At 43.2% G+C, this 25,999-nt stretch carries 22 protein-coding genes; 14 read left to right on the top strand and 8 right to left on the bottom strand.

Annotated elements, in window-relative coordinates; genetic code table 11:
- Nucleotides 1-715: 715 nt before the first annotated feature.
- From R7127_RS04305 to R7127_RS04285, 5 genes are all read left to right on the top strand, one after another.
- On the top strand, nt 716-1,570 hold the full coding sequence (locus tag R7127_RS04305; RefSeq protein WP_005380195.1) for an MIP/aquaporin family protein: 855 nt from the start codon (nt 716-718) through the stop codon (nt 1,568-1,570).
- A gap of 59 nt (nt 1,571-1,629) precedes the next feature.
- Nucleotides 1,630-3,147 carry a glycerol kinase GlpK gene (gene glpK, locus R7127_RS04300; RefSeq protein WP_005380193.1) on the top strand — a complete coding sequence of 506 codons (1,518 nt, stop codon included), beginning with the start codon at nt 1,630-1,632 and terminating at the stop codon, nt 3,145-3,147.
- A gap of 159 nt (nt 3,148-3,306) precedes the next feature.
- Nucleotides 3,307-4,098, top strand: a complete 792-nt coding sequence (locus R7127_RS04295) for a DeoR/GlpR family transcriptional regulator (RefSeq protein WP_005380192.1) — start codon at nt 3,307-3,309, stop codon at nt 4,096-4,098.
- Nucleotides 4,099-4,274: 176 nt separating this feature from the next.
- A complete protein-coding gene (gene glpD / locus R7127_RS04290) occupies nt 4,275-5,834 on the top strand; it encodes a glycerol-3-phosphate dehydrogenase (RefSeq protein WP_033905559.1) in 1,560 nt (519 codons plus the stop codon).
- A 277-nt stretch (nt 5,835-6,111) separates the two neighbouring features.
- Complete coding sequence (locus tag R7127_RS04285; protein WP_005391702.1) at nt 6,112-7,065, top strand: CorA family divalent cation transporter; 954 nt, start codon at nt 6,112-6,114, stop codon at nt 7,063-7,065.
- A 73-nt stretch (nt 7,066-7,138) separates the two neighbouring features.
- Here the strand turns inward: R7127_RS04285 and R7127_RS04280 are convergent, their stop codons facing one another.
- Nucleotides 7,139-8,323: an NnrS family protein gene (locus R7127_RS04280; RefSeq protein ID WP_064376474.1), complete on the bottom strand. Its 1,185-nt coding sequence runs from the start codon at nt 8,321-8,323 to the stop codon at nt 7,139-7,141.
- A 184-nt stretch (nt 8,324-8,507) separates the two neighbouring features.
- Between R7127_RS04280 and R7127_RS04275 the strand changes: the two genes are divergently transcribed.
- The gene (locus tag R7127_RS04275; protein WP_042521366.1) at nt 8,508-9,059 is read left to right on the top strand and encodes a gamma-glutamylcyclotransferase family protein; all 552 of its coding nucleotides are present in this window, start codon (nt 8,508-8,510) and stop codon (nt 9,057-9,059) included.
- Nucleotides 9,060-9,097: 38 nt separating this feature from the next.
- Here the strand turns inward: R7127_RS04275 and R7127_RS04270 are convergent, their stop codons facing one another.
- A complete protein-coding gene (locus R7127_RS04270; RefSeq protein ID WP_017820436.1) occupies nt 9,098-9,685 on the bottom strand; it encodes an outer membrane beta-barrel protein in 588 nt (195 codons plus the stop codon).
- A 420-nt stretch (nt 9,686-10,105) separates the two neighbouring features.
- Between R7127_RS04270 and ebgR the strand changes: the two genes are divergently transcribed.
- The gene (ebgR, locus tag R7127_RS04265; protein WP_025768213.1) at nt 10,106-11,092 is read left to right on the top strand and encodes a transcriptional regulator EbgR; all 987 of its coding nucleotides are present in this window, start codon (nt 10,106-10,108) and stop codon (nt 11,090-11,092) included.
- Nucleotides 11,093-11,261: 169 nt separating this feature from the next.
- Here the strand turns inward: ebgR and R7127_RS04260 are convergent, their stop codons facing one another.
- The gene (locus R7127_RS04260; RefSeq protein WP_153015675.1) at nt 11,262-12,179 is read right to left on the bottom strand and encodes a LysR family transcriptional regulator; all 918 of its coding nucleotides are present in this window, start codon (nt 12,177-12,179) and stop codon (nt 11,262-11,264) included.
- 112 nt (nt 12,180-12,291) lie between these two features.
- Between R7127_RS04260 and chrA the strand changes: the two genes are divergently transcribed.
- The gene (chrA, locus tag R7127_RS04255; protein WP_017820434.1) at nt 12,292-13,431 is read left to right on the top strand and encodes a chromate efflux transporter; all 1,140 of its coding nucleotides are present in this window, start codon (nt 12,292-12,294) and stop codon (nt 13,429-13,431) included.
- 123 nt (nt 13,432-13,554) lie between these two features.
- Here the strand turns inward: chrA and R7127_RS04250 are convergent, their stop codons facing one another.
- On the bottom strand, nt 13,555-14,199 hold the full coding sequence (locus R7127_RS04250; RefSeq protein ID WP_005380169.1) for a helix-turn-helix transcriptional regulator: 645 nt from the start codon (nt 14,197-14,199) through the stop codon (nt 13,555-13,557).
- 568 nt (nt 14,200-14,767) lie between these two features.
- On the opposite strand from R7127_RS04250, the gene R7127_RS04245 reads away from it, so the two are divergent.
- The 4 genes from R7127_RS04245 to R7127_RS04230 are packed head-to-tail and all read left to right on the top strand — an operon-like array spanning nt 14,768 to nt 17,345.
- Nucleotides 14,768-15,697, top strand: coding sequence for a hypothetical protein (locus R7127_RS04245; protein ID WP_005391691.1), 930 nt, complete (start codon nt 14,768-14,770; stop codon nt 15,695-15,697).
- Nucleotides 15,698-15,717: 20 nt separating this feature from the next.
- Entirely contained in the window at nt 15,718-16,041 is a 324-nt protein-coding gene (locus tag R7127_RS04240; RefSeq protein ID WP_005380167.1) for a hypothetical protein, read from the top strand.
- A 5-nt stretch (nt 16,042-16,046) separates the two neighbouring features.
- Nucleotides 16,047-16,724, top strand: a complete 678-nt coding sequence (locus R7127_RS04235) for a C39 family peptidase (protein WP_005380165.1) — start codon at nt 16,047-16,049, stop codon at nt 16,722-16,724.
- Between the two features lie 54 nt (nt 16,725-16,778).
- Nucleotides 16,779-17,345: a hypothetical protein gene (locus R7127_RS04230; protein ID WP_064376472.1), complete on the top strand. Its 567-nt coding sequence runs from the start codon at nt 16,779-16,781 to the stop codon at nt 17,343-17,345.
- A 230-nt stretch (nt 17,346-17,575) separates the two neighbouring features.
- On the opposite strand, the gene R7127_RS04225 is transcribed toward R7127_RS04230, so the two are convergent.
- Nucleotides 17,576-18,571 carry a transporter gene (locus R7127_RS04225; RefSeq protein WP_005380160.1) on the bottom strand — a complete coding sequence of 332 codons (996 nt, stop codon included), beginning with the start codon at nt 18,569-18,571 and terminating at the stop codon, nt 17,576-17,578.
- Nucleotides 18,572-19,047: 476 nt separating this feature from the next.
- On the opposite strand from R7127_RS04225, the gene R7127_RS04220 reads away from it, so the two are divergent.
- Nucleotides 19,048-20,739, top strand: coding sequence for an AMP-binding protein (locus R7127_RS04220; protein WP_064376481.1), 1,692 nt, complete (start codon nt 19,048-19,050; stop codon nt 20,737-20,739).
- A 68-nt stretch (nt 20,740-20,807) separates the two neighbouring features.
- Here the strand turns inward: R7127_RS04220 and R7127_RS04215 are convergent, their stop codons facing one another.
- Nucleotides 20,808-21,008 (bottom strand): DUF1127 domain-containing protein, encoded by a 201-nt coding sequence (locus tag R7127_RS04215; protein ID WP_224721253.1) that lies wholly within the window; start codon nt 21,006-21,008, stop codon nt 20,808-20,810.
- A 106-nt stretch (nt 21,009-21,114) separates the two neighbouring features.
- Here R7127_RS04215 and R7127_RS04210 point away from each other — a divergent pair, with 106 nt between their 5' ends.
- The gene (locus R7127_RS04210; protein ID WP_206971359.1) at nt 21,115-22,062 is read left to right on the top strand and encodes a LysR substrate-binding domain-containing protein; all 948 of its coding nucleotides are present in this window, start codon (nt 21,115-21,117) and stop codon (nt 22,060-22,062) included.
- Nucleotides 22,063-22,180: 118 nt separating this feature from the next.
- On the opposite strand, the gene fusA is transcribed toward R7127_RS04210, so the two are convergent.
- Both fusA and radA read right to left on the bottom strand, forming a co-directional pair.
- The gene (gene fusA / locus R7127_RS04205; RefSeq protein ID WP_005386444.1) at nt 22,181-24,271 is read right to left on the bottom strand and encodes an elongation factor G; all 2,091 of its coding nucleotides are present in this window, start codon (nt 24,269-24,271) and stop codon (nt 22,181-22,183) included.
- Between the two features lie 215 nt (nt 24,272-24,486).
- Nucleotides 24,487-25,866, bottom strand: coding sequence for a DNA repair protein RadA (radA, locus tag R7127_RS04200; protein ID WP_005386443.1), 1,380 nt, complete (start codon nt 25,864-25,866; stop codon nt 24,487-24,489).
- Nucleotides 25,867-25,999 lie beyond the last annotated feature (133 nt).

Below are 25,999 nucleotides of genomic sequence, written 5' to 3'. Positions count from 1 at the left end.
GTTCAACTTTACTCAAGATTCGTTAATATGAAACTGATATTCAAACCTCTCACTTGAGCATTCCAATTCGAAACCTTTGAAACAAAGGCTCGAATTAGAACATAAACTAACCGTAAAAAGGGCGATTTACGCCTGCCCTACTCGCTCCGAACCAACTAATAACTAAAAAGCTGAAAAACGATCACGTTTAGCATCAAACGAAATAAAAAAAACAATTTTTATTTGAATACAAGCCGAAGCAATGATTCACAAACACAAGACATTAACAGCGTTTATTCTCTTCTCAACTCATCCTATTGGTACCAATGGGATGACGATTTTTTCTAAAAGTCCAAACATGACAGCGTATTTTTTATATCACTGCTATCCCTTGATACATTTGACATTCCGCTACTCCTTTAGGGTTAATTGCTACACAAGTTCTGTGCAATAAGTCTCCAAGCACGTAGCAGCTTCACAAAACTCCTCTTACCAGTTGTGCATTCTTTTTCACATCGGTAATTTGAGCGCTCTCAACACTGGCCTCGTGACAAATAAATTATTTTCGTTGTGTTCTTTCCCGGTTAAAAGATGCGCCATTTAACAAAAACGAAGACTTTGATTAACAAATTTATGCTCAAACGCTCATTTTTAACGCTCGTTTGTTTTCGCAAACGTTTATATATGCACAATAGTATCGTGCTAGACAGGCAAAAATGATCAAAGGACTTTTAACATGACAACGAACAAACACCCCTCTCTGCTTGGAGAATGTTTGGCCGAGTTTATCGGTACAGGACTACTTATTTTCTTCGGCGTAGGCTGTGTTGCAGCCTTAGTTCTAACAGGCGCATCATTTGGACAATGGGAAATCAGTATTGTATGGGGCTTCGGTGTCGCCATCGCTATTTACTGTACGGCTGGCGTCTCTGGTGCACACATCAACCCTGCCGTTACCATCGCACTTGCTATGTTCCATGGTTTTGATAAGGCGAAAGTGGTGCCATACATTATCGCTCAAATGCTTGGGGCATTCTGTTCTGCTGCATTGGTATACAGCTTATACAGCAACCTTTTCACCGACTACGAAATCGCTCATAACTTCGTTCGCAGCAGCCAAGATGCACTAGCAACTGCTGGTATCTTCTCAACCTATCCGCATGCCTCCCTCTCTTTCTTTGGTGCTTTTGCTGTGGAATTCGTTATCACTGCTGTGCTGATGTTTGCGATTCTGGCTCTGGGCGATGAAAATAACGGCGCGGCACGTGGCGCAATGAACCCTCTATTGATCGGTATTTTGATTGCCGTCATCGGTGGTTCACTTGGCCCACTAACAGGCTTTGCGATGAACCCTGCTCGTGACTTTGGACCAAAGCTGTTCGCTTACTTCGCTGGTTGGGATTACGCTCTGACAGGTGCTAAAGACATTCCTTACTTTATCGTGCCTTTACTTGCTCCGATTGCAGGTGCGTGTTTTGGTGGTTGGTTGTATCCAAAAGCGATTGCCGCTTACCTTCCACAACAAGGTCACGGTTGCACGATTCCAAACCAATGTGAGACGGAAGAAGAAACAGAAGAAGCTAGAGCTTAAAACTGACGTAACTCGAACATTTACTAAAATATAAATAACGAAACAAAAGGATTCTTACCATGACTGAGCAAAAATACATTGTTGCCCTAGACCAAGGTACAACAAGCTCTCGCGCAGTGATTCTTGATCATGATGCGAACATCGTAAGCGTCGCGCAACGCGAATTTACTCAGATTTATCCAGAAGCTGGTTGGGTTGAACATGATCCAATGGAGATCTGGGCAACACAAAGCTCTACCTTAGTAGAAGCTCTAGCTAAGTCTGGCATCCGTAGCGACCAATTAGCGGCTATCGGTATTACTAACCAGCGTGAAACGACTATCGTCTGGAACAAAGAAACAGGTAAACCCGTTTACAATGCGATTGTATGGCAATGTCGCCGTACTGCTGATATCTGTGAAGATTTAAAAGCACGCGGTCTCGAAAACTATGTACGTGACAACACTGGTTTGGTGCTTGACCCTTACTTCTCCGGTACCAAAGTTAAATGGATTCTGGACAATGTTGAAGGCGCACGAGAAGACGCAGAAGCAGGTAAGCTGTTGTTTGGTACTGTCGATACTTGGTTAGTTTGGAAGATGACTCAAGGTCGCGTTCACGTAACCGACTACACTAACGCATCGCGTACCATGCTGTTTAACATCAACGATCTATGTTGGGATCAAAAAATGTTAGATGAGCTTGGCATCCCAGCATCTATGATGCCAGAAGTGAAGCGCTCATCGGAAATTTACGGTAAAACCAACATCGGTGGTAAAGGCGGTACTCGTATTCCTATTTCTGGAATCGCAGGTGACCAACAAGCGGCGCTTTACGGCCAAATGTGTGTTGAAGCGGGTCAAGCGAAAAACACTTACGGTACGGGTTGTTTCTTGCTAATGAATACTGGCCAAGAAAAAGTCACTTCGACACATGGCCTTCTAACTACTTTGGCTTGTGGTCCTGCAGGCGAACCAGCTTATGCACTTGAAGGCGCCGTATTCATGGGTGGAGCTTCTATCCAATGGCTACGCGATGAATTGAAAATCCTAAACGGTGCAGAAGACTCTGAATACTTCGCGACAAAAGTGGATACATCAAACGGCGTTTATGTCGTGCCTGCATTTACTGGTTTAGGCGCTCCATACTGGGATGCCTACGCACGTGGCACGATTGTCGGCCTTACTCGCGGTGTGAATTCAAACCATATCATCCGTGCAACATTGGAAGGCATCGCTTATCAAACTCGTGACGTACTGGATGCGATGCAAGCTGACTCAGGCATTAAGCTTGCGAACCTTCGCGTCGATGGTGGTGCAGTAGCGAACAACTTCCTAATGCAATTCCAATCCGATGTATTGAACACAGAAGTACACCGCCCTCAAGTAACTGAGGTTACCGCTCTTGGTGCAGCCTACCTTGCCGGCCTTGCAGTTGGTTACTGGGATAGCATTGATGAGTTGCAGAATAAAGCGGTACTTGATCGCACCTTTGAGCCACACGATGATGAAGAAAAACGCAATCGTCGTTACAAGGGCTGGAAACGTGCAGTGAAATGTGCACAAACCTGGTCTGAACTTCACGACGAAGAAGATTAATCTCATCTCCATAAGAAAAAAAGAGCGCCATTTGTGCGCTCTTTTTGCGCTTTATCCCCGATTCCTGAACTCGCTTACTTCTCACAACGAGCAAATTCGAGCACAATAGAGCTTCGAATTTGAAGCATTGGCCGTTACCAATGCACAAGGGAGTGGTAAGTGAAGCAAATACCTCGACACCAGCAGATTGTTGAGCTGGTGAAAAAACAAGGCTATGTCAGCACGGATGAGTTAGTAGAAAGATTCAATGTCAGCCCACAAACCATCCGACGCGATCTCAATGAACTCGCCGATGACAACAAAATTCGTCGTTATCACGGTGGAGCCACTATTCCTCTCAGTTCTGAAAACACATCTTACAACACGCGTAAAGCGCTCAACTTCAATGAAAAAGATGTCATTGCAGACGAGGTAGTCAAACACATTCCAGATGGTGCCACACTATTCATCGATATCGGCACCACACCAGAAGCAGTTGCGCGAGCGCTCAATAAAAACCATAAACAGTTGCGTGTTGTCACCAACAACATCAATGTTGCGACCATTCTTTTCCCTAACCCTGAAATCAAAGTCATCTTAGCGGGTGGAGAAGTCCGCAGCAGAGACGGCGGTATTGTTGGCGAGGCTACCCTCGATTTCGTTAAACAGTTCCGTCTCGACTTTGGTATTCTCGGCATTAGCGGTATCGACTTCGATGGCTCGCTATTAGACTTTGATTACCACGAAGTCCGGGTCAAACAAGCGATCATTGACAATAGCCGTAGTGTATTTCTTGCCGTAGACCACACCAAGTTCGGGCGCAATGCTATGGTGAAACTAGGCAATATTGCACAGCTCAACATGATCTTTACCAATAAGCAGCCACCAGAAGAAATCTTGTCAATTTTGAAGGAAGCTTCTATCCCACTTGAAGTGGTTGAAGCTAACGAATCAAACTCCGAAAACGAGTAACGTCAATCGTATAACTCCCCCTCAAATGACCTCTGTCTTAATTAGACAGAGGTTTTTTTGTGTCTAAATCACACAAAACGCTCACAAACGAAAATAATAGATGATCACAAACGAAACCTGAGCTAGGATTACATTATGTTCTAAAATGCTCGTTCGCTCACCAAGAGGTCAAATTTATGAGTATACAAAATAATGCTTCCACTACTAGCTCATCCACTACCTTAGACTTGATCGTAATCGGTGGCGGCATTAACGGAGCTGGTATTGCAGCAGACGCAGCTGGCCGAGGTTTGAGTGTTGGCTTATACGAAGCAAATGACTTCGCATCTGCGACTTCTTCAGCAAGTTCTAAACTGATACACGGCGGTTTACGCTACCTTGAACACTACGAGTTTCGTTTAGTTTCGGAAGCGCTCGCAGAGCGTGAGGTTATTCTTCGTAAAGCACCACACGTCGCACTACCAATGCGTTTCCGTTTACCGCATCGCCCATTCCTACGCCCAGCTTGGATGATTCGTTGTGGCCTTTTCCTTTACGATAACTTGGGTAAACGTACGACGCTGCAAGGCAGTAAAACCGTCAACCTTGCGAAATCTGGCTTGCTAAAACCAGAAATGAAAACGGGTTTCGAATACTCTGACTGTTGGGTTGATGATGCACGTTTAGTATTACTGAACGTTCTTGCGGCTCGCGAAAACCATGCTGAAGTGCGTAACTACTGCCGCGTGGAAAAAGCACACCGTGAAGGTGGTATCTGGCACGTTACTATTCACGATGTGATGACAGACCAACGTTTCGAACGTAAAGCGAAAGCGTTAGTCAATGCTGCGGGGCCTTGGGTAAAACAGTTCTTTGATGATGGATTAGAGCAAGCCTCTCCTCGTAACATTCGCTTAATCAAAGGCTCGCACATCGTTGTTCCTCGTATCCACAACGAACCGCAAGCCTACATTCTTCAAAACAAAGACAATCGCATCGTATTTATGATTCCTTACTTAGATAAGTTCTCAATCATTGGTACAACAGATGTGGAATACAAAGGTGACCCACGTGAAGTGTCGATCTCAGATGACGAAGTCGATTACCTCATTGATATCGTAAACCAACACTTTGTCCACCAGTTGACTCGCGAAGATGTAGTTTGGACCTACAGCGGTGTTCGTCCTTTATGTGACGATGAATCTGACTCTCCGCAAGCAATCACACGAGACTACACGCTAGAGCTCGATGCGGAATACGACCATGCACCTCTGCTTTCTGTTTTTGGTGGTAAGTTAACGACCTACCGTAAGTTAGGTGAAGCAGCAATGAAGAAACTTGCTCCGTTCCTACCTGAAATGGGTAAAGACTGGACGGCCAACCAAACCCTTCCTGGTGGTAACTTCAGCTGTAGTCGTGAACAATTAGCGAAACAAATTCATGCTAAATACACTTGGGCGCCAGAAGCATTGATTCTTCGTTATGTCACTCAGTTTGGTACCCAAACGTGGAACTTAATGGAAGGTACAACAAGTGAAGCTGACTTAGGACAAACGTTCTCGACACAAGCCGGTGGTGTTTACCAACGTGAGATCGATTACTTAATGAACCATGAAATGGCAATGACCGATGAAGACATTTTATGGCGCCGTACTAAGCTTGGTCTTTACATGAACGAGGAAGAAAAACAGGCCTTAACGGACTATTTAAAGAAAAAGCTACAACAGAAAGTGGTTAATCTTTCTCAAGTTGGCTAACAGCTCCCCTCCCTCCCCCCACAATAAAGCCTGCTTAGTTGCAGGCTTTATTGTTTTGTTGTTTAAGCACAACACCTTGGTGCGCTCCACTCGATTGCAAATAAGAACAACTATTCATAGACATTTGGCGTTAAATACAATCATACTCATTTGAAAAATAATGCATCAATGACTTCAGAGTACCGTACTCAGAGCATTGCCTCTGTATGGCAATGCAATTCTCGCGAAAGAAGTATCTTGAGGTTATTTTGGTATCGGCTCAAACAAGGAAAAGAAAATGGGTTTTATGATTGAACATTGGGACTTCTCAACCCCAGAAGCAACTCAACAATCCACCACGGCAGAGCAAATTCAAGCTAAGCATTGGTACCATTGCGAACGGCTGCATCCTGATATTCGTGGTTGGCTGGAGCAAAACCAAGTACCTCGAGCTACGGTTGATCATCTATTAGCCGACGAAAGCCGACCATCTTTCCATCCTTTAGATGACGAGAACTTCATGTTGATTTTACGAGGCGTCAATATGAACGGCAATGCATCACCAGAAGATATGCTTAGTATTCGAATTCTCTACTTTCAAGGCGCACTCATTTCAACTCGTAAAATTCCATCACGCGCGATCATGGAGATTCGCCAAGCATTAGCGGAACACAAAGGCCCAAAAAGTCTTGCTAGTTTACTTCATCAGATCATTGAAGGATTAAACAGTAAAATAGACATTTACCTTGATACAATTGAAGAAACACTAAACCAGTTCGACGTGAATGATGAATCGACGTACAAACATATGGCGACTCAAAAAGCACTGATTTCTATCAAGCGTTTTATTCGCCCTCAGCAGTACGCTATCCGTGATCTTGTGGAGTCAGAATCAGAATTGATTGCTTTGAGACCTCATCAATATCGCTTCGCACACAATAATATTACGCGCATAAATGAAACACTTGAGTTTTATCTTGGAGAAGTGGCGCTTTTCCAAGAAGAGATCAAACATCATCGTGATGAGAAAACCAATAAAAACAGTTACCTGTTTACTTTGGTAGCAACGATTTTTCTACCAACCAGCTTCTTAACAGGTTTACTCGGTATCAATGTTGGTGGAATGCCAGGCGTGGAATCCACCATGGCATTCACCTGGTTCTGCATCGCCTTAATTGTCATTTTTGGTCTAGAGTGGTGGCTATTTAAACGCTTGGGGCTCACGAATAAAGCGGACGACGAAGACGAATAAACACTAAACCTATAAAGAACAAAAACCAAAAGAGGAGCACGCGGCTCCTCTTTTCTCTACTCACATTAGAATCTTATCCGGGGTGACCATCCACACGAGGGGTCACAAGCATCACACCAAAGCGCCACACAAACAGCCCAAACGCAACAATCCATAATCCGCCGCTGATATCAATCCACAGCATCATGTTCGCCGGGTCAAAGATCACGGCGAAACTGCGAACCAAAGCTGCCGCGGTAATCGCTGTAAACGCAAGGCTCATGTTTGGCCCTTTGTAGATCATGCGACCAGTATGTCCCATCGTCACCCGTGCAATCATCGCTAAAATCAAACCGCCTAACGCACCTATCGCAAACAGGTGAATGAGGTTATGGCTGGCAAATGCATCTCCCCAGACGCCTCGCAAAATTAAGCTTAGTGGTAAACACAAATACGCAGCATGCAGCGACCACACTAAAGGCTCGCTCAGGGTTAACCAAGGTTTCCAGCGAACAAAACGCACCAACTGAGCAACACCTGCAAATAGCATCAAAGGACTACCTAGTTCTGCAAACGTCACAGGGAAAAAGCTCAGCACAAATAGCATTACCAATGGCAAGTTCGCGAACCACTCTAACCAAGCCAATGGTTGCGCTTTTTCGAAATTAAATCGACGCGCAGTAAAAAATGGAATCACACGTCCGCCCATCACTGACAACAGCAAGGTAAACCACCACAGCATTGCTTGCCACACCGCTGAAGAGCTAAAGGGCGGCATACCTTTTATCGTTGCGTAGCTTGCAAAGTTCGCAAAGATGGCCAAAAGAAACAGTGGAACGAAAAACAAATTACGCCAACCTTTGGCTCGATACACACGAATGCCCACCTCATAGGCGATAAACAGTAAAAATACCGCTTCGATACTGCTGGTTAACCATAACGGTGCTTGTGTCCAAAGCAATATGCGGGGCACTAACCACAAGCCAAATAAAGCCAGAAGCATGTAATGCTTGGTACCATTAATGCCAGTCCAGTTTTGTACCGCGGTCAGTACAAAGCCAACTACGATTGCCATCGAAAAACCGAACAACATTTCATGTACGTGCCACCATAATGCCGGTACAGCTAATGCGTTTGGCTGTCCGCTCTGGAACATCCACACCCACAACGCGATCGCAACAATGGCGTAAATCGACCCAAACAGAAAAAACGGCCGAAAGCCTAATCGCAGCCATGCGGGGATTTTTTCTTCCACTTTTTTATCGGTGATATTCAGCATTATCTTGCCCTCAAGCGTCTCTTGATGCTGGTTGACTCAACTACAATATTGATGCTACCACAAACATGCATAAAAAATACATGTTTATAATTAAGATTATACTTAAGAGGTAAAGTTGTGCTTCAGAGGCGGGTTAGGTATAAACGGTGAGAGACACAACCATCAGTTAAGGGATGCAACGAAGATGTACATATTTGGCTATGGCAGTTTGATTAATTCTGCGTCACGTAAGTTAACCGGACAAACGGGAGAAGCCATTCCCGTCATTGCTCATGGACTGGTGCGCTACTGGGGGAAGATTGACGACAGCTACAGCCTCTCTCCATTAGTGGTGAACCAAGGCGATGGACAGGTTAATGGCGTTTTACTCGAAGTGAATAAAGAAGCGCTCGCAGAATTCGATCGCCGTGAGCGAGGTTATCATCGTATTCAACTGCAGCCAGATCAAATCGAAACAGATGCGAGTTTTAACCAAGAACACGACATTTGGGTTTACGTAAAAGACGAGCCACTACCACCATGCGCAAAGAGCCCAATCATGCAAAGTTATGTTGATACCGTACTGGCAGGTTGCTTGGAAGTTTCCCACGCGTTTGCAGAGCATTTTGTGCGTCACACCATTGGCTGGCAACACGCGAAAGAAAATGACCGCCACCAACCCAAATATGGCAACCTTGCAGGCGTACAAGATCACCATTATGAGTTGATTGATAATCTAATAAAAAAAGGAGCCTAACGGCTCCTTTTTAGTATCTATGTTTTGCTTACGCGAGCTTAAAACTTGTAATCAACACCAACGTACAGGCTGTCAAAATCAAAATCTTCGCTGCCACCGTTTTCGGCATCAATACTTACCGAAGAAGCACGGTAGCCACCAGATACAACCAAACCTGAAGCGAACTCATAACCAGCCTCAACACCGTAGTTAAAGCCTACATCACGACCATCATCGGTAACAGTGCTAGATGATTTCACTTCATAAGAAACACTCATTACACCAAGGCCAGCAATCGCACCAACATAGAAGCCTGTACCTGCAAATTGGTATTTAGGCTTCGCATTGAAATTGAACGCAGAAGCATCAACACTAAATTTAACCGGCCACCCCATGTAAGAAAATGTTTCTTCAAAGTCGCCAAAGTATATGTACTCACCTTCAAAAGCTAGTTTGAAGTTTTCTGAATATTGAAGCTCTTTACCTACAGCAAGGCTAAGACCTGTCGCAGAAAGATCTTTTGACAAGCTTTTAACTTTAAGATCTGAATTTACCAAATCAGCACCAACATACCAGTTACCTTTTGCTTGAACTGATGCTGAAGCAACCACTGCACCTAAAGCCAATAATGGCAATACTTTTTTCATTATAATTTCCTAATTTTTCATACTGTTAGACAGCTTTTAAAAGCGCGGAGATTATAAATAGAGTTGAATACTTTCCTATTGATTTGTTTATAAAATGAGACACAAAACATAAACATGAACAATAAAACGTTTGCTTGATTAAACTCTAAACAGCTCGAGTCCTATTAAGTACTAGAGTTACCACAAGTAGCAAGTTTCCAAACCAGTCGCGTTTTTCAGTATTTTTACAGCAATATAATCCTTACGTTTACGGCTTTATTTATTACTCAATAGAGTCTATTTCATGAAAACAATTTGGCTTGATATGATGATTTAAAGTGTTTAGGACTGTCTTACTAAAGGTTTGTGCATATCTAAGTAGCTGTTTAAAATAGTCAGATTATTGAGCTCACACTTGGGCAGTGCCAACGGGAAATTTACATGGCAAAGCTAAAAGATATCGCCATTGAAGCAGGCGTCTCACTTGCAACCGTATCGCGGGTTTTGAACAACGACCCAACGTTGAGCGTTAAAGAAGAAACCAAATACCGCATTTTGGAAATTGCAGAAAAACTGGAGTACCGCACCAGTAGCTCGAAGAAAGGCATCAAAGAAGCTAAGCAAAAACATCACTTTTTAGCCTTATATAACTACAAACAAGAAACAGAGGTGAATGACCCTTACTACTTATCAATTCGTCATGGGATTGAAACGCAATGCGACAAATTAGGTATTACGCTAACCAATTGCTATAACAGTGAAATTGATGTTGAAACGAAAAAGATAACAGGTGTCCTTTTAGTCGGAAATGTCGACCAAAAGGTAGTAGATAAATTACCTAAACGTCTAGCCGATAGCATTTGCTACATAAACTTTTCAGATCCAACCTGCCCTTATGATTGCGTTGATGTCGACCTTATTCGAATCAGTAGGCAAGTAGTTGATTTCTTTGTACAACGAGGCCACCGCCGCATCGGTTATATTGGCGGTCAAGACAAGCACGACGCAGCTGACACTCGTGAAAATGTGTTTTTGGACTATGGCTATCTAAAAGGCGTGGTCGCAGAACATGATATACACTATTGTGCCTGCTCTAGTTTGTCCGGTTATAACTTAGCGAAAGAGATGCTAGCCAAAGGTGACTTCCCGAAAGCAGTATTCATTGATTCAGACTCCATCGCGATTGGCATAGTACGTGCAATCCATGAATTTGGCTTAAAGATACCAGAGGATATTACGCTGATTAGTATGAATGATATTCCTACTGCTCGCTTTACCTTTCCGCCGTTGTCTACAATTCGTATTCACTCTGAGTTGATGGGAACTCAGGGAGTGAACTTACTAGTGGAAAAATACCGAGATGGACGCTTACTCCCTCTTCATGTATACGTTCAAACAGAGCTTAAACTACGTGGTACAACTCAATGATACCTTTTCCATTAATTTCTTTTATGAATTAAATCTGGAACATCCCCCCTAACCCAAGATATTCATTTTGCACAATCAGTACTGTTTCGGCGTAACGCCGATAACTCAGCGGGTAGTAAGAAGTTCAACAACAAATCACTCTAAGCACCATGAGTGCCCCAAATGTTTATCATTTAGAGGTGATGGTCGAAGAAACCAACTCGCGTAGCCAAATGCCTTTGTCTTCATTGTTTCGGCTGGAATGCCACAGCATGGCAATATCAAAATCCGCAACGGCGATCGGCGGCTTAACAGTAATGAGATCGTCCGAAAAGCCCTCCGCCAACGCCATTTTTTCTGGCACGATGGCAATGAGATCGCGCTTTTTCAATAGATGCCGAATAGTGAGAAAGTTGCGCGACGCCACGGTGACTTTGCGGCTCAAGCCATGTTCTGCGAGCTTTTGGTCTACTTGTGTCTTTAAGCTCCCATCGGGACTTACCAGAGCTTGCTCGATGTTCGCGAACGCTTCCAGAGACAGCAGTGTTTCCCCTTTCAACACCTGTTTATCACACATGCACACGTGTTTTTCGGTGTACAAGTACAAGCTCTCAAAGTTGTCATCCAACACCGGCATGCTGCCAATAATGACATCGAGCTTTTCGTGCTCAGTTAATGCCACGTAGTTGCTACGATTGACGTTAATAAAACTGATCTGCGCCTCTGGGGCGCGCTGGCGTATTTCGTCATAAAGCCGAGGAGCAAAGATAAACTCGGCATAATCCGTTAACCCGATGCGACATACACCCGCGTAATTTTCAGGTTGGAAGGCAGACTTAGTGAGCAAGTCTTTGGCGATAGAATCCAACAAGTGATGCACAGTTGGCGCGATGTGGTGAGCGTGCTCGGTGGGCTCCATATTGTGCCCTTTTCGCTCAAAAAGCGGGTCGTCAAACAACAACCTTAAACGAGACAAACTATGACTCATCGCCGACTGGCTAACGTAACTTTTCTCTGCCGCGACGCTAACGCTTCGATAGCGATACAAGTAGGAAAACGTCACCAATAAGTTCAAGTCAATGTTGCGCCACTGAATGTCCTCTTTCACTCCAACATCCTCATCCCATTTCATTCATAGATGAAATTAAAATCATCAATTTGAGTCATTTTAGAGCATTCGATAAATTAGCAACAATGCTTTTTAGATAAACAGGCTCGACATGTTCACCATATTCAAAACTTTTTTCTGGCTGGGTTGGTTCAGCTTCGGCGGCCCGGCGGCTCATATTGGTTATTTTCGCCAAACCTTTGTTGAGAAACTGAAATGGCTTGATGACAGCGAGTACGCGCAAATTGTCGCACTCAGTCAGTTTTTGCCGGGACCGGGCTCAAGCCAAGTTGGCTTTGCTTTAGGTTATAAACGCGGCGGTTTAGGTGGCGCATGCGCAGCATTTGTCGGATTCACTCTTCCTTCGGTGATCATCATGTTGGCGCTGGCGATGGTGAGCAGCCAAATCACCGACACCGCAGTGTTCCAAAACATCGTTCACGGCCTAAAACTGCTCGCAGTCGTCGTCGTGGCGGATGCGACTTGGGGCATGTACAAAAACTTCTGCCAAAGTAAACTGACCGCGGGTTTGTGCGTCGCGACTGCGATTGCGTTGCTGGTGGCACCAAGCATCATGACGCAAATGTTCGTGTTGATCGCAGCAGGTTTTGTCGGTACGCGATATCTGAAGAAAGACTCCGCGTCATCAGCCGAGCCGTTTAAACCGTCTATCGCGCCATTGGCTCTATTTGCGGTGCTTTTACTCGGCTTACCATTAGTGGCTCATACGTTACCTTTGCTTGGGCTGTTTAGTGATTTTTTCCAAGCTGGTAGTTTAGTGTTTGGTGGCGGTCATGTGGTGCTGCCGCTTCTGCAAAACATTGTTGGCGACCAGCTCAGCCAAGATGCATTTTTAACAGGCTACGCCGCTGCACAAGCTGTACCGGGGCCAATGTTCACCTTTGCGACTTTTATCGGTTATGAGCTTTCGGATACGCCAATTTTAGGCGCTCTGATCGCAACGCTTGGCGTATTCCTCCCAGGGTTTCTTTTACTGCTTGGCGTTCTTAAAAACTGGCAAGCACTGGCAGGCAAACCGCTGGTCTCCGGCGCCATCAACGGTGTAAATGCCTCGGTAGTAGGGTTGCTACTCGCGGCACTTTACCAGCCAGTATTTAGCAGCGCAGTTGTTGCTCCCATCGACATGGCGTTAGTGATTGCGGGTTTCTATCTACACAAAAAGCTCAACCTTTCGGTACTATGGATGATCGTGTTTTTTGTGGCAGCAGGCCTTGTCACGGGCATGATGTAGCCTGCTGATACGCCAACTATTGAATCTAGATAAACCACGGGCACTCAAATACGAGTGCCCTTGCTTAGATTAGATAGTGAAAACGGAACAGACCCCGATAAAAAGAGCATCACAAATTGTGACTTAACTTCTCTCGGTTAAGCCATTGTTCATTCTTACCAACTTAACCGCATCATGACGAGAATGGACATCGAGTTTTTTGTACAACTTGTATATATGGCTTTTCACTGTACTTTCAGATAAAAAAAGTCTTGAAGCAATTTGTTGATTTGAAATGCCGTACACAAGTAGCTCTAGAATCTGTTTTTCTCTGCATGTTAACTCATCATGCTGCTGTTCTTCGGACAAATTTGCATGCCGATAATTGAGGACTAACTTCTCTAGGTACATTCTTGGTAGCCACAACCCACCTTTCAGTACGTATTCCGCGCCATCACATATATGTGTCACTGATGCACTTCGGAGCAAAATTCCTTTTAACAACTTCCAATGCAGTAAGTCCGTTTGTACTTTTTCACAAGGGACGTTGTGAAGCATAAAGGACCACCCAAATAGATCAAAATCTGGTAACTTTCCTTGTACTTCAAGCTGACGCATAAAATCGTAATCAATAAACATCAAATCGATACTGAGTGAGTGACTTCTGAACACCACTTCATCTGGTTGCATTATCTTTACATCGACATCATGAATGGAAGACAGCTGTTTTTTTATTAAGTTACTTTGTAAATTACTCTCAGCTAGCAGTATCAAGTGCTTCTTTTCCATAGTCCCACCACATTAACTTACCTGTTTCACCAACCCCCGTTAGAAAATTAATTGGGGATAGCAAAGAGAATTTATCTTCATTTTAAGTAGAAAATATAGCACTTCAGAATGATATTGCATTGCTTTTCAGCACCGAAAAAGACTTAAAAAGTATGAACATGTTATATTTTTATCCATACTTTTCAACCTGTGTTAGCATAAGGATATGATTTATAATATTAAATAATAAAGATAATAATTGGATAAAATACCATTTATAAAAAATGGATGACTGCTCCGCTCAGTGCAATAGAACGAATTACTTCTTTATATTGGCTTCATTTCATACTTGATGAGTACTTAAAGTAAATACAAAAAATAACATTATGATTATGTTATTTTTTTCTTTAACACCTTAAAGAGACGCACCTAAATACTCCCTTCCAGCCTGAATCATTCTCAATAATGAGAACAGCTTTCACTGATCCTTTCTTATAATTTCATCGCTTCCCACAACATTTGAAGGAAGCAGCAAGAAGTTAAGTGCAGTCATTTTTAATCAGGAATAACAGGAAATGGAGTAATCGTTATGACTCTAAACAAAACAGGGCTTGCTTTAGCAATGTCAGCAATTTTATTTAGTGGCTCTCTGATCGCGAATGAGATCGATGATGGAGACGACAACATGCAATGGACTGACAGCGCTAATACCGATATCGGTTTATCTGGCAGCTTCAATGATAACAGTGACAATAGCGCATCTCTCGGTGTTGGTGATAGCTTCAACGACAACAGCGATAATAGTGCGTCACTAGGTATTGGTCATAGCTTCAACGACAACAGCGACACTGACAACAGTGCAACTCTTGGTGTTGATGACAGCTTTAATAACAACAGCGACAACTCAAACTCGAGCACTAACACAGCTCAAAGCCACAACGACAATAGTACGTCTAACGCTAACGACAACAGTACCAGTGCTGATCTTGATGTGAGCCTAAATAGTGATAGTAGTGACTCAAGTACTAACACAAATAGAAGCCACAACGACAACAGCGACTCTAGTACTACTGTAAGACGTAGCAACAACGACAACAGTGACTCTAGTATCAACAGTAGCTTTAACGATAACAGCGATAATCGTAATCAAAGCGACAACCGTAACCAGAGTGATAACCGTAGCTACGCTGATTCAAGCACAACAAACTCGAACAGCTTTAACGACAATAGTAACTATCAAAGTGACTCGAGCTCAACAAATGTTGATAGCTTCAATCAAGTCCATATGGATACAGATATGGTTGTTGCGAGCTCAAGCCTAATGGGTGGTGTTACAGGTGCATCAGTTATTTATGCAACTAACGCGGATGATACTCGAGTTCGAGTTGAAAACATGAACACCCTTGGTGGTCTTGGTGGTGCAGCTGGTATTACTACCGTTGGTCAAAATGCTGGTTCAAATTCACTTGTACAACAATCTGTTACAACTAATGCAAGTGTGTTTACTGGGGGTGAGTAACCGACTAGTAGGAGAAAGCGATGCGTTTGGCAATCTGTACTTTGAGTATGATAGTTGCCTGCACTGCACTCGCTGATGACATTGCATTATCTGGCGGAGAAGTTAGCTTGGATATCATGAATGAATCAAGAGGTGGACAAAATGTTGAACTCGACTTGGTTTATGCAGAATCAGATATCAATGGTATTTCGTCAGATAATGTCGCGTCAAACACCGTGAGTGGTAACAATATACTATCAAGTGGAGCGTTCGCAGACAGTTCGGGTATATCCAACGTAATTCAGAACAGCGGAAACAACGTTTTAATCCAGAACTCTACCGTCGTTAACCTGACACTCAAGTAAACAATATGAAAGTATTAAATAACTTAATTTGGCTGATGCTCGTTTATTCAGCATCAGCCATTTCATTAGAACTGCTACCTTACCGAGCACATTACTCTGTTCCTGTTAAAAGCTACAAAGAAATAGTGTTCGGTGATGTTTTTCGCCAACAGTATGACTTCAGCTGTGGCTCTGCCGCCCTGGCTTCTCTTCTCACTTTTCATTATGCAACAGAGTCATCTGAACAAGATATCTTCAAAAGCATGTTTGAAAAAGGTGATAAAGAAAAAATCAAAGAGAAAGGTTTTTCTTTGTTGGATATGAAGTTTTACTTGGATTCCATAGGGTTACGTTCTGACGGCTTTCAAGTAGGATTGGAGAAAATTAAAGAAGTCGGCGTCCCTGGGATTACTCTCGTTAATTTCGATGGGTATATGCATTTTGTTGTCATCAGAGGTATAAACAATCACTCAGTTATTCTAGGAGACCCTTCTAGAGGAACCATGATAATGAAACTGGATGAGTTTGAAAAATATTACCAAGGAATTGTGTTACTGGTCCGTAACGAAGCGGAAATGGGAAGGTCTAGCTTTATAACCAATGATAATTTCACCGTATATCAAAGATCACCATTAAAAACAGGAGTGTCTAGAGATTCCTTAGGGGTATTTAGCATTACTCTCCCAGTTTCCGGTGAAAATTAATATACCATTGTTTTAAATAACTTTAAGAACTAAACAACCTGAAAGGCCTGCATTATGAACTACAATAAATTTTTGTTAGTGCTTTGTATGCTAATACCTCATTTTAATGTGAATGCTAAAGATGTTGGCCTGCAAGAACTTACTCCTCTTTCAAATTCATCTTTAGAAGAATATCGAGGTGGTTTCCAAATTACGGACGAGTATATTATTAATATTGGATTAAGCATTACTACGACTATAAATGGCGATGATATTTTGAACACAAACATTGCCAACTTAGTAATTGAAAATGGTAATTTAAAAAACATTAGCGCAAATAGTGAAAATCAAAGTGGAGATGTTTTCAACCAGGGTATTGTTAACATCATACAATTTGGTGAAGGCAATATTATTGGAGATGATTCTATAGATTCACCCAAAATGCCTTCGTCTCAAAATCCTAATATAATAAGTTCAGACTTTATAAATTCAAGTATTATCAATATTATTCAAAACACGAAAGATAACAGTATTATTGGACTTAGCACGCTCGTAGACATTGATGCTCAAGTAAATGGGGTAATACGGGAAATCAAAGCAAACCAACAATTAGAAGACGCCTTATTGAACCACCTTCAATGAGCATTTCCATTTTTATCTGAAAAATTGTCACGTTAAGCTTCTTTGATATTAGAAACGACTGATATCTATGATTACATACCAAAAGAAAGTTCGATATATCAATCGGCCACCATCATTTAAAGAATATATACCTACTTTATCCAATATAATCCAATCAATTTATAATGCGAACACTAGGCGCTAACGATAAATTAGGCCCAAGACTCAAGGGCCTAGGCCTAATATCCATTTTACAAATTAAAAGGTACTCGTACTGTTAATTGAAAGTCGGGAGTATCTTCTGTAAGACCAGCTTGAGCACTAACATTGATAGATGAGCGTTCACTAAAGGCATAGTTTATACCAAAAGTTAATGCATCTAATTGAAGCAACTTAGCATCATCTGCCGATCTGCCATTTACTTTGCTTTTTAAAATAGTTTTATGGCTAAGTCCTAAAGAGAATGAAAGATCGGGATTCACCGCAAACCCCATTCCCCCTGAAAGAGAAATAGTGTCTCCAAGTTCAACATCAGCTTTTGTGTCGCCAACTGTAACAGTATCCTCTAAGTTATAAATATAACTTAGACTAGCGAACAAGACCGCAGGATCAACAGGGTGAATAAGAGATAAATTAGGCTCAAAACTCCAAAAACCCGAACCTGTAGGGACATCACTAAATGAGTTGCTTCCATCTTCAATAGAAACATCATAAGGCGATCGTCCTGTATCCGACTTTACTCTAAGGCCACCTACCCAGTATGGCGCAGACTCAAAGTTAAACTGGTGCCTCAATGCGAACTCTACATCACCAAGCCCTCCGCCATCCACCGTTGTGTTTACTACTTCACTGTTTGAACCATCTTGAATGGGGCGCGTAGAAACTTGGTCATTACGATACACATACGGCACTCTAACTTCTAACTCTGTGGCGTTTGTTAAACCGTACCGAGCAGTTAATCCAACGGTTACTGTAGTCCTATCCGAATCACTCACTTCAATTCGCCCAACAATCAGAGTTGGTAAGACTGTATACCCAACAACAGATACTTTGTTTGAAGAGTTTTGTGTATAGCTTAAAGACGAATCAAATGACCATTTACCTTTAGGTGTGAGAACGCCTGGGCGCTCAATAACATCACCAACCGTTTGGGCGCGCTGAGGAATATCATCTCCTTCAGCACCATATGCATTCCCCGCAATGAATAAACTACAAAGATAGGTACCCAGTAAAGTCTTCCGTAACATCACATCTTTCCTTTTGCTGATGATCGTACCCAAGTAATCTCAGGCAATAGCTTGAGGTGAAGCTCCTAACTTTCCAAAGTAAGATTAGTATAGCTACTTCAAAACCACGACATACCTTTAAGTTTGGCGCTTTGAAGAAATTAGGAGACATTTATACTTATCTTCAACACTAAGCCACTAGTTAATAAATAATTAGGATAGATTCTATGTTTTCGCAATATTATTAATAAAATAAATTGCTTACCTGTGCTCTTAGTATGAAGTCGGTATGACATAACAGCTGAAAAGCCTGTTCTCTTTTGCGTAGCATCAATCACATTGCTTTTTAGATCGAGTCGCTCCGACTTCAACCATAACTAACGCTATCTTCCCCACATATTTCATCAAAATGCATTCCCGTGTCGCGATTTAACATGCTAAAGTTAACAATGCGTTAACAATTATAAATACAATGAGAAGACATGGAGTCACTTAAAATGAATCAGCCGAATCTAAATAGCGCTGCTGGTTGCGCTCTCCCACCACCAAATGAAATGATCCTCAAATGGGCTCAAGAGCGTCCAAATGAGGTCTACCTAAAACAAATTATTAACCGACAATTTGTTGAGTACACATTCTCTGATGTTGCAGATCAAGCCTTAAAACTTGTCAGCGCACTACGCTCACTTGGTGTAAAGCCTGGCGACAAAGTCGCATTAGTATCTAAAAACTGTGCAGAATGGTTTATTTGCGATCTTGCTATGATGCTTGGTGACTATGTCAGTGTGCCAATCTTTCCTACCGCCGGTGCAGGCACCATCGAATACTGTGTGACTCATAGTGAAAGTAAAGCGATCATTGGCGGAAAACTCGATGATCCCAAAGCAACTCAGCAAGTCATTGATGCTATGCCTGAACTCATTAGCATCGCTCTACCTTATGACACGGCACCAAAGTGTAAGCACGAATACCAAGCGCTCATTGCTGATGCAGTGCCAAGTAAAGAGCGTCCGCAGCATTACGATGACAAGCTAATGTCGTTGGTGTATACCTCAGGCACATCAGGGTTACCGAAAGGCGCGATGCTAACTTACGGCGCATTCAGTTGGTCTGTTCAGCAACTGATCAATCATATTGGTATCCAAGAAAACGACCGATTGTTCTCTTATTTACCGCTCGCTCATATTACAGAGCGTGTTTATATCTTCGGTTCATCGATTATGGGTGGCGTGCCAACAGCATTTCCAGAGTCACTGGACACTTTTATCGAAGATGTGAAGATGCACCGACCAACTCTGTTTATCTCCGTCCCACGATTATGGACGCTATTCCAGCAACGTATTCAAGACAAACTTCCACAGAAGAAGCTCAATATTCTGTTGAAAATCCCATTCGTCAATTCTTTGATCAAGAAAAAGCTAGCAGATGGTCTAGGTTTAGATCAGGCTCGAGTATTAGGCTGTGGCTCTGCACCTGTCTCGCCAGCGCTGTTGGAATGGTACCACTCAGTGGGCCTTGATATCACAGAGGCTTGGGGGATGACGGAATCATTTGCCTACAGCACGCTCAACTACCCATTTAGAGCTGACAAAATCGGTAGTGTCGGTAATGCAGGACCAGGCATTGAGTTAAAAATCGCAGCTGATGATGAAATCATGGTGCGTGGCAAAGGGCTATTTTCTGGCTACTACAAAAATGACATTGCCACCCAAGAGTCTTTTGATTCAGAGGGCTGGCTACACACAGGCGATATCGGCGCTATCGACTCAGATGGTTATCTAACGATTCAAGGCCGTAAAAAAGATAACTTCAAAACCGCCAAAGGTAAATTTGTCTCTCCGGTTCCTATCGAGAAAAAGCTTTTCGAGTACAGTCGCGTAGAGATGATGTGTCTCATCGGTTTAGGGCTACCCGCTCCGATTCTTTTGGTTGTGCCACATGACTTCCCTAACTTTGATCGAGAGCGATACGCACGTACCACACGTAAAGTTATTGCCAGGATGAATCAAGAACTCGCCTCTCATGAGCAAATCAAAGGTGTGTTAATGATTAAAGAACCTTGGAGTATAGAAAATGGCGTACTGACGCCAACGCTTAAAATTAAACGTCATGTGCTCGAACAAAAGTATCATGAGATAGGCCACAATTGGCCAAAAGATGAATTGGTCGTGTGGGAAGAAGACTTGTAATTTTGCTTGCACTCCTCAACACCATTGGGGAGTGCAACTTAACTTTGAGCTTGAATCAAACTCATAAACTACTCTCTCCAGAATGGCTTACTCACTTCACAACTAATCTCCCTTTCACCTAACCCAATATCGTCCCAAAGGTGCTTTGGTAACTCTCTCAAGTGACGACGTGTCTTATAGTTCCTTCTCCAAGCCGCCAGTTTAGAATAAATTAACTGTAACCCGCTCTGATGGGCAGTAGGTATAGTGCGCTCACAAGTGTGTGTCATGTTTTCCATTTCAAAGATCCCTATACAATGTTGACCACTTAATAATCAGCGACTACGCTGATATCCTCAAACGATAGAATCTGCCATAGAGTTAAGGAAAACTAATGTGAAAGATCGAATGCCTCCCTTACAGGGCTTGTATTACTTTTTCGTTGCAGCAAAGGAAGGAAGCTTTAAAACGGCAGCAAAAGAACTCTTTGTTACGCCAGCGGCCATTAGTCAGCAAATTCGTCATTTAGAAGAGTTCTTAGGCACGGACCTATTTGTTCGTCAGCACAGAAAAATCGTGCTCACACCTGAGGGAGAGCTACTGTTTAGTCAGGCAGAAAGAGGGTTTGCTCATTTGCAGCAAGGGGTTAGATTAATCAATCAAGATCCAAACCCGAACCACCTTTCGATATCAACACTCCCCTCTTTCGCTCATCATTGGTTAGTCCCGAAAATTACGGCTTTTCGTCAGCGTCACCCTGATATCGCCTTGCTATTAGAACCAACCAATGATTTGGTGTCTTTTCAAGATAGCCAGATAGATTTATGTGTTCGTTACGGTTTAGGAAAGTACCCCAATTTAGAATCACAATGGCTAATGGACGAAGCTTTTTATCCAGCTTGTCATCCGGTGTACCAGAAAGAGCACGGGATCTATAACATCGAGGATTTAAGCAAAGCTGAGCTGATTGAAGATGTTTGGCCTGATCTTGATTGGAATATGTGGTTAGCAACCTTGGGTCACTGCGCAGCAAAGCCTACCTTAAAATACAGTGGATCACATCTCGTGCTTGAGGCTGCACTATCACTTCAAGGCGTGGCATTAGTAAAACACAGTTTAGCTCATCAATATTTTCGTTCTGGCAAATTGGTCCGAATTGGAGATATCGCTATCAAGCCCAACTTTGCGTATTACTTGTGTGCGCCAAAAGGCTACTTAAAAAGACCTAAAGCTCAATTGTTTGCGCAATGGTTGAAGGAAGAAATAGAAATATTTGAAAAGTCAGTGGTACCAGACTTTAAGACCATTGACCTAAAAGGCAACAGCACTAGAACGGCATCATAACAATCGTCAAAACAAACGCTAAATAGGAATAAAACAAAAACGCTCTGCGTATAAGACTGCTAGATACAAAAAGCCCCGCACTAAGCGGGGCTTTCAAGTTATAGAGTTAACTTAAGAATTACTTCTTAGCGTTACGCTCTTTAACGTCAGCAATTACTTGCTCTGCAACGTTTGTTGGACATGGTGCGTAGTGTGAGAACTCCATAGAGAACTGACCACGACCAGAAGTCATAGTACGTAGAGTACCGATGTAACCAAACATTTCTGATAGAGGTACATCACCCTTGATACGTACGCCAGTAGACGCTGCTTGTTGGTCTTTGATCATACCACGACGACGGTTAAGGTCACCGATTACGTCACCAACGTGATCTTCTGGAGTGAACACGTCAACTTTCATGATTGGCTCAAGAAGTTGCGCGCCAGCTTTAGGCATAGACTGACGGAATGCACCTTTCGCTGCGATTTCGTAAGCGATAGCTGAAGAGTCAACTGCGTGGAAACCACCGTCGAATAGTTCAACTTCAACGTCTAGAGTAGGGAAGCCAGCTAGAACACCGTGCTCCATCATTGACGCAAAGCCTTTCTCAACTGCAGGCCAGAATTCTTTAGGTACGTTACCACCAACAACTGTTGATTTGAACGTGAAGCCAGAGTTTGGCTCACCTGGTTTGATGCGGTAATCGATCTTACCGAACTGACCAGAACCACCAGACTGTTTCTTGTGCGTGTAGCTATCTTCGATTGCTTGAGTGATAGTTTCACGGTAAGCAACCTGTGGAGCACCAACTTCTAGCTCAACGCCGTAAGTACGCTTAAGGATATCTACCTTGATGTCTAGGTGAAGTTCACCCATACCTTTCAGGATAGTTTCGCCTGAATCTTCATCAGTCTCAACTTGGAATGATGGATCTTCTGCAACCATTTTACCGATCGCAATACCCATCTTCTCAGAACCGCCTTTATCTTTAGGCTTAACTGCGATAGAGATTACTGGATCTGGGAAGATCATTGGCTCAAGAGTACATTCGTGCTTAGGATCACATAGAGTGTGACCAGTTTGAACGTTCTTCATACCAACTACAGCGATGATGTCACCAGCTTGTGCTGAATCGATCTCGTTACGCTCGTCCGCGTGCATCTCAACCATACGGCCGATACGCTCTGTTTTACCAGTTGCAGAGTTAAGGATTGTGTCACCTTTCTTCATCTTACCAGAGTAGATGCGGATAAAGGTTAGAGCACCGAAGCGGTCATCCATGATCTTAAATGCAAGAGCACGTAGTGGCTCGTCTGCAGATACAGTCGCAACTTCACCAGTTGGCTCACCAGTCTCTGAATCAGTTAGAGGCTGTGGATCAACTTCTGTTGGAGATGGTAGGTAATCAATTACCGCGTCAAGAATAAGTTGGATACCTTTGTTCTTGTACGCTGAACCACAGTAAGTTGGGAAGAATGCTAGATCACGAGTACCTTTACGGATACAACGTTTGATGTCTTCTAGAGATGGCTCTTCGCCTTCTTCTAGGTAAGCCATCATTAGATCTTCGTCTTGCTCTAGAGCAGTTTCGATTAGCATTTCACGGTATTCAGCAGCTTTTTCTACCATGTCTGCTGGAATATCTTGAACTTCGTAGTTCTCTGGTTGGCCAGACTCATCCCATACGTAAGCTTGTTGGCTTAGTACGTCTACAACACCTACGAAATCTTCTTCGATACCGATAGGTAGAGTCATAACTAGAGGTGTAGCACCTAGTACGTTCTGTACTTGATCTACAACTTTGTAGAAATCTGCGCCCATACGGTCTAGTTTGTTAACGAAGATCAGACGTGATACGTGTGATTCGTCAGCGTAACGCCAGTTAGTTTCTGACTGAGGCTCAACACCACCAGAACCACAGAATACACCGATACCACCGTCAAGTACTTTTAGAGAACGGTAAACTTCGATAGTGAAGTCAACGTGTCCAGGAGTATCGATGATGTTTAGACGGTGATCGTTCCAGAAACAAGTTGTTGCTGCAGACTGGATTGTGATACCACGCTCAGCTTCCTGCTCCATGAAGTCAGTAGTAGTTGAACCGTCGTGAGTGTCACCGATCTTATGGATCTTACCAGTTAGCTTTAGGATACGCTCTGTAGAGGTAGTTTTACCCGCGTCTACGTGAGCAAAAATACCAATGTTTCTGTATTTTGATAAATCAGTCATTGTCTTACTCTGTTAATAAGGTATAAAGTGCGCGCAGAGTATATCACATTCTGTCAATACTGATACCCTTGCGTGCGGATGGAAGAAAAAAAATTTTAACGTGAAATTTCCGTCCCCAAAGCATAGTCAAACACAGCAATTTATGTACTTTATTCGCATTTTATTGAGGACGGATAGAACAGTTTGTGATTGCACAAATACCATTCTTATGAGCATTACAGCTCGTCAAAAGCCTCTATAGCTTCCGACAATTTCTTAACGCCGTGAATTTGCATGCCAGGGATGCCACCTTTCGGCATGTTGGCTGCTGGCACGATGGCTTTCTTGAAACCATGTTTGAACGCTTCATTCAAACGCTCTTGCCCACTTGGCACTGGACGGATTTCGCCCGCAAGCCCTACCTCACCAAAAATCACCACATCTTTAGGGAGTGGACGGTCACGAAAACTCGATAAAAGCGCCATAACTAAAGCAAGATCAGCGCTCGTCTCCGTCACCTTAACACCGCCAACCACATTAACAAAGACATCTTGGTCTGCCATTTGTAAGCCACCATGCTTATGCAACACAGCAAGCAAAAGTGATAGGCGGTTCTGCTCCAAGCCGACCGCAACACGACGAGGGTTGGCTAACTGCGAGTAATCCACCAGCGCTTGAATCTCTACTAGTAGAGGGCGCGTGCCTTCCCAAACCACCATGACGGAAGAGCCTGATGTTTCTTCTTCACCACGAGAAAGGAAGATCGCTGATGGGTTACTCACTTCCTTCAATCCTTGGCCTGTCATTGCAAATACACCAAGCTCATTCACAGCACCAAAACGGTTTTTATGACTACGCAAAGTGCGGAATCGGCTATCCGTTCCACCATCGAGTAGTACCGAACAGTCGATAATGTGTTCAAGAACTTTGGGGCCCGCAAGGGTACCATCTTTTGTTACGTGACCAACAATAAATACCGCAACATTATTCTGTTTTGCGTATCGTGTCAGAGCCGTCGCAGATTCACGTACCTGAGCAACACTGCCAGGCGACGATTGAACATCAGAAACGTGCATCACCTGAATCGAGTCTATTACCATTATACGAGGCTGCTCTTTTTCGGCGATTTGGCAAATTTTGTCGACGTTCGTTTCCGATAGCATTTTTAAATGATCTTTCGGCAAGCCCAATCGGGAAGCACGCATTGCCACCTGCTGTAACGACTCTTCACCGGTTACGTAAAGCGTTGGCATTTGCGCAGATAAACTACACATGGTTTGCAACAGAAGGGTTGATTTACCTGCACCAGGGTTACCACCAATCAAAATTGCGGCACCTGGCACAACACCACCACCCAACACGCGGTCAAGCTCTTTAAACCCACTGGTGAAGCGAGGTACTTCTTGCAGATCAATTTCGGATAGCGTTTGAACCGTAGCTTCTGTTGCGGAACCAGCGTAGCCGCTTAAGCGTTCATTGCGAGCAACGGTTGGCGATGCAGCGATACGTACTTCTGTTATCGTATTCCATGCACCACATGCGTTACACTGCCCCTGCCAACGGGGAAAGTCCGCGCCACAATCATTACAAACATACGCTCGTTTTGCTTTCGCCATGATGCCTCAATTTTTTCTACAAATGTGACTAAGCACAGCCAAGTCAGACCTGAACTGAAATGAACTATTGATATACTTAAGTATTACTTCGCTTAGCCGATACAATTTAAAGTAACGACATACTCTAACAGAA

This window comes from Vibrio sp. 1159, assembly GCF_033340395.1.
Taxonomy (GTDB): Bacteria; Pseudomonadota; Gammaproteobacteria; order Enterobacterales; family Vibrionaceae; genus Vibrio; species Vibrio alginolyticus.
This window is presented reverse-complemented; position numbering and strand designations above follow the sequence as displayed.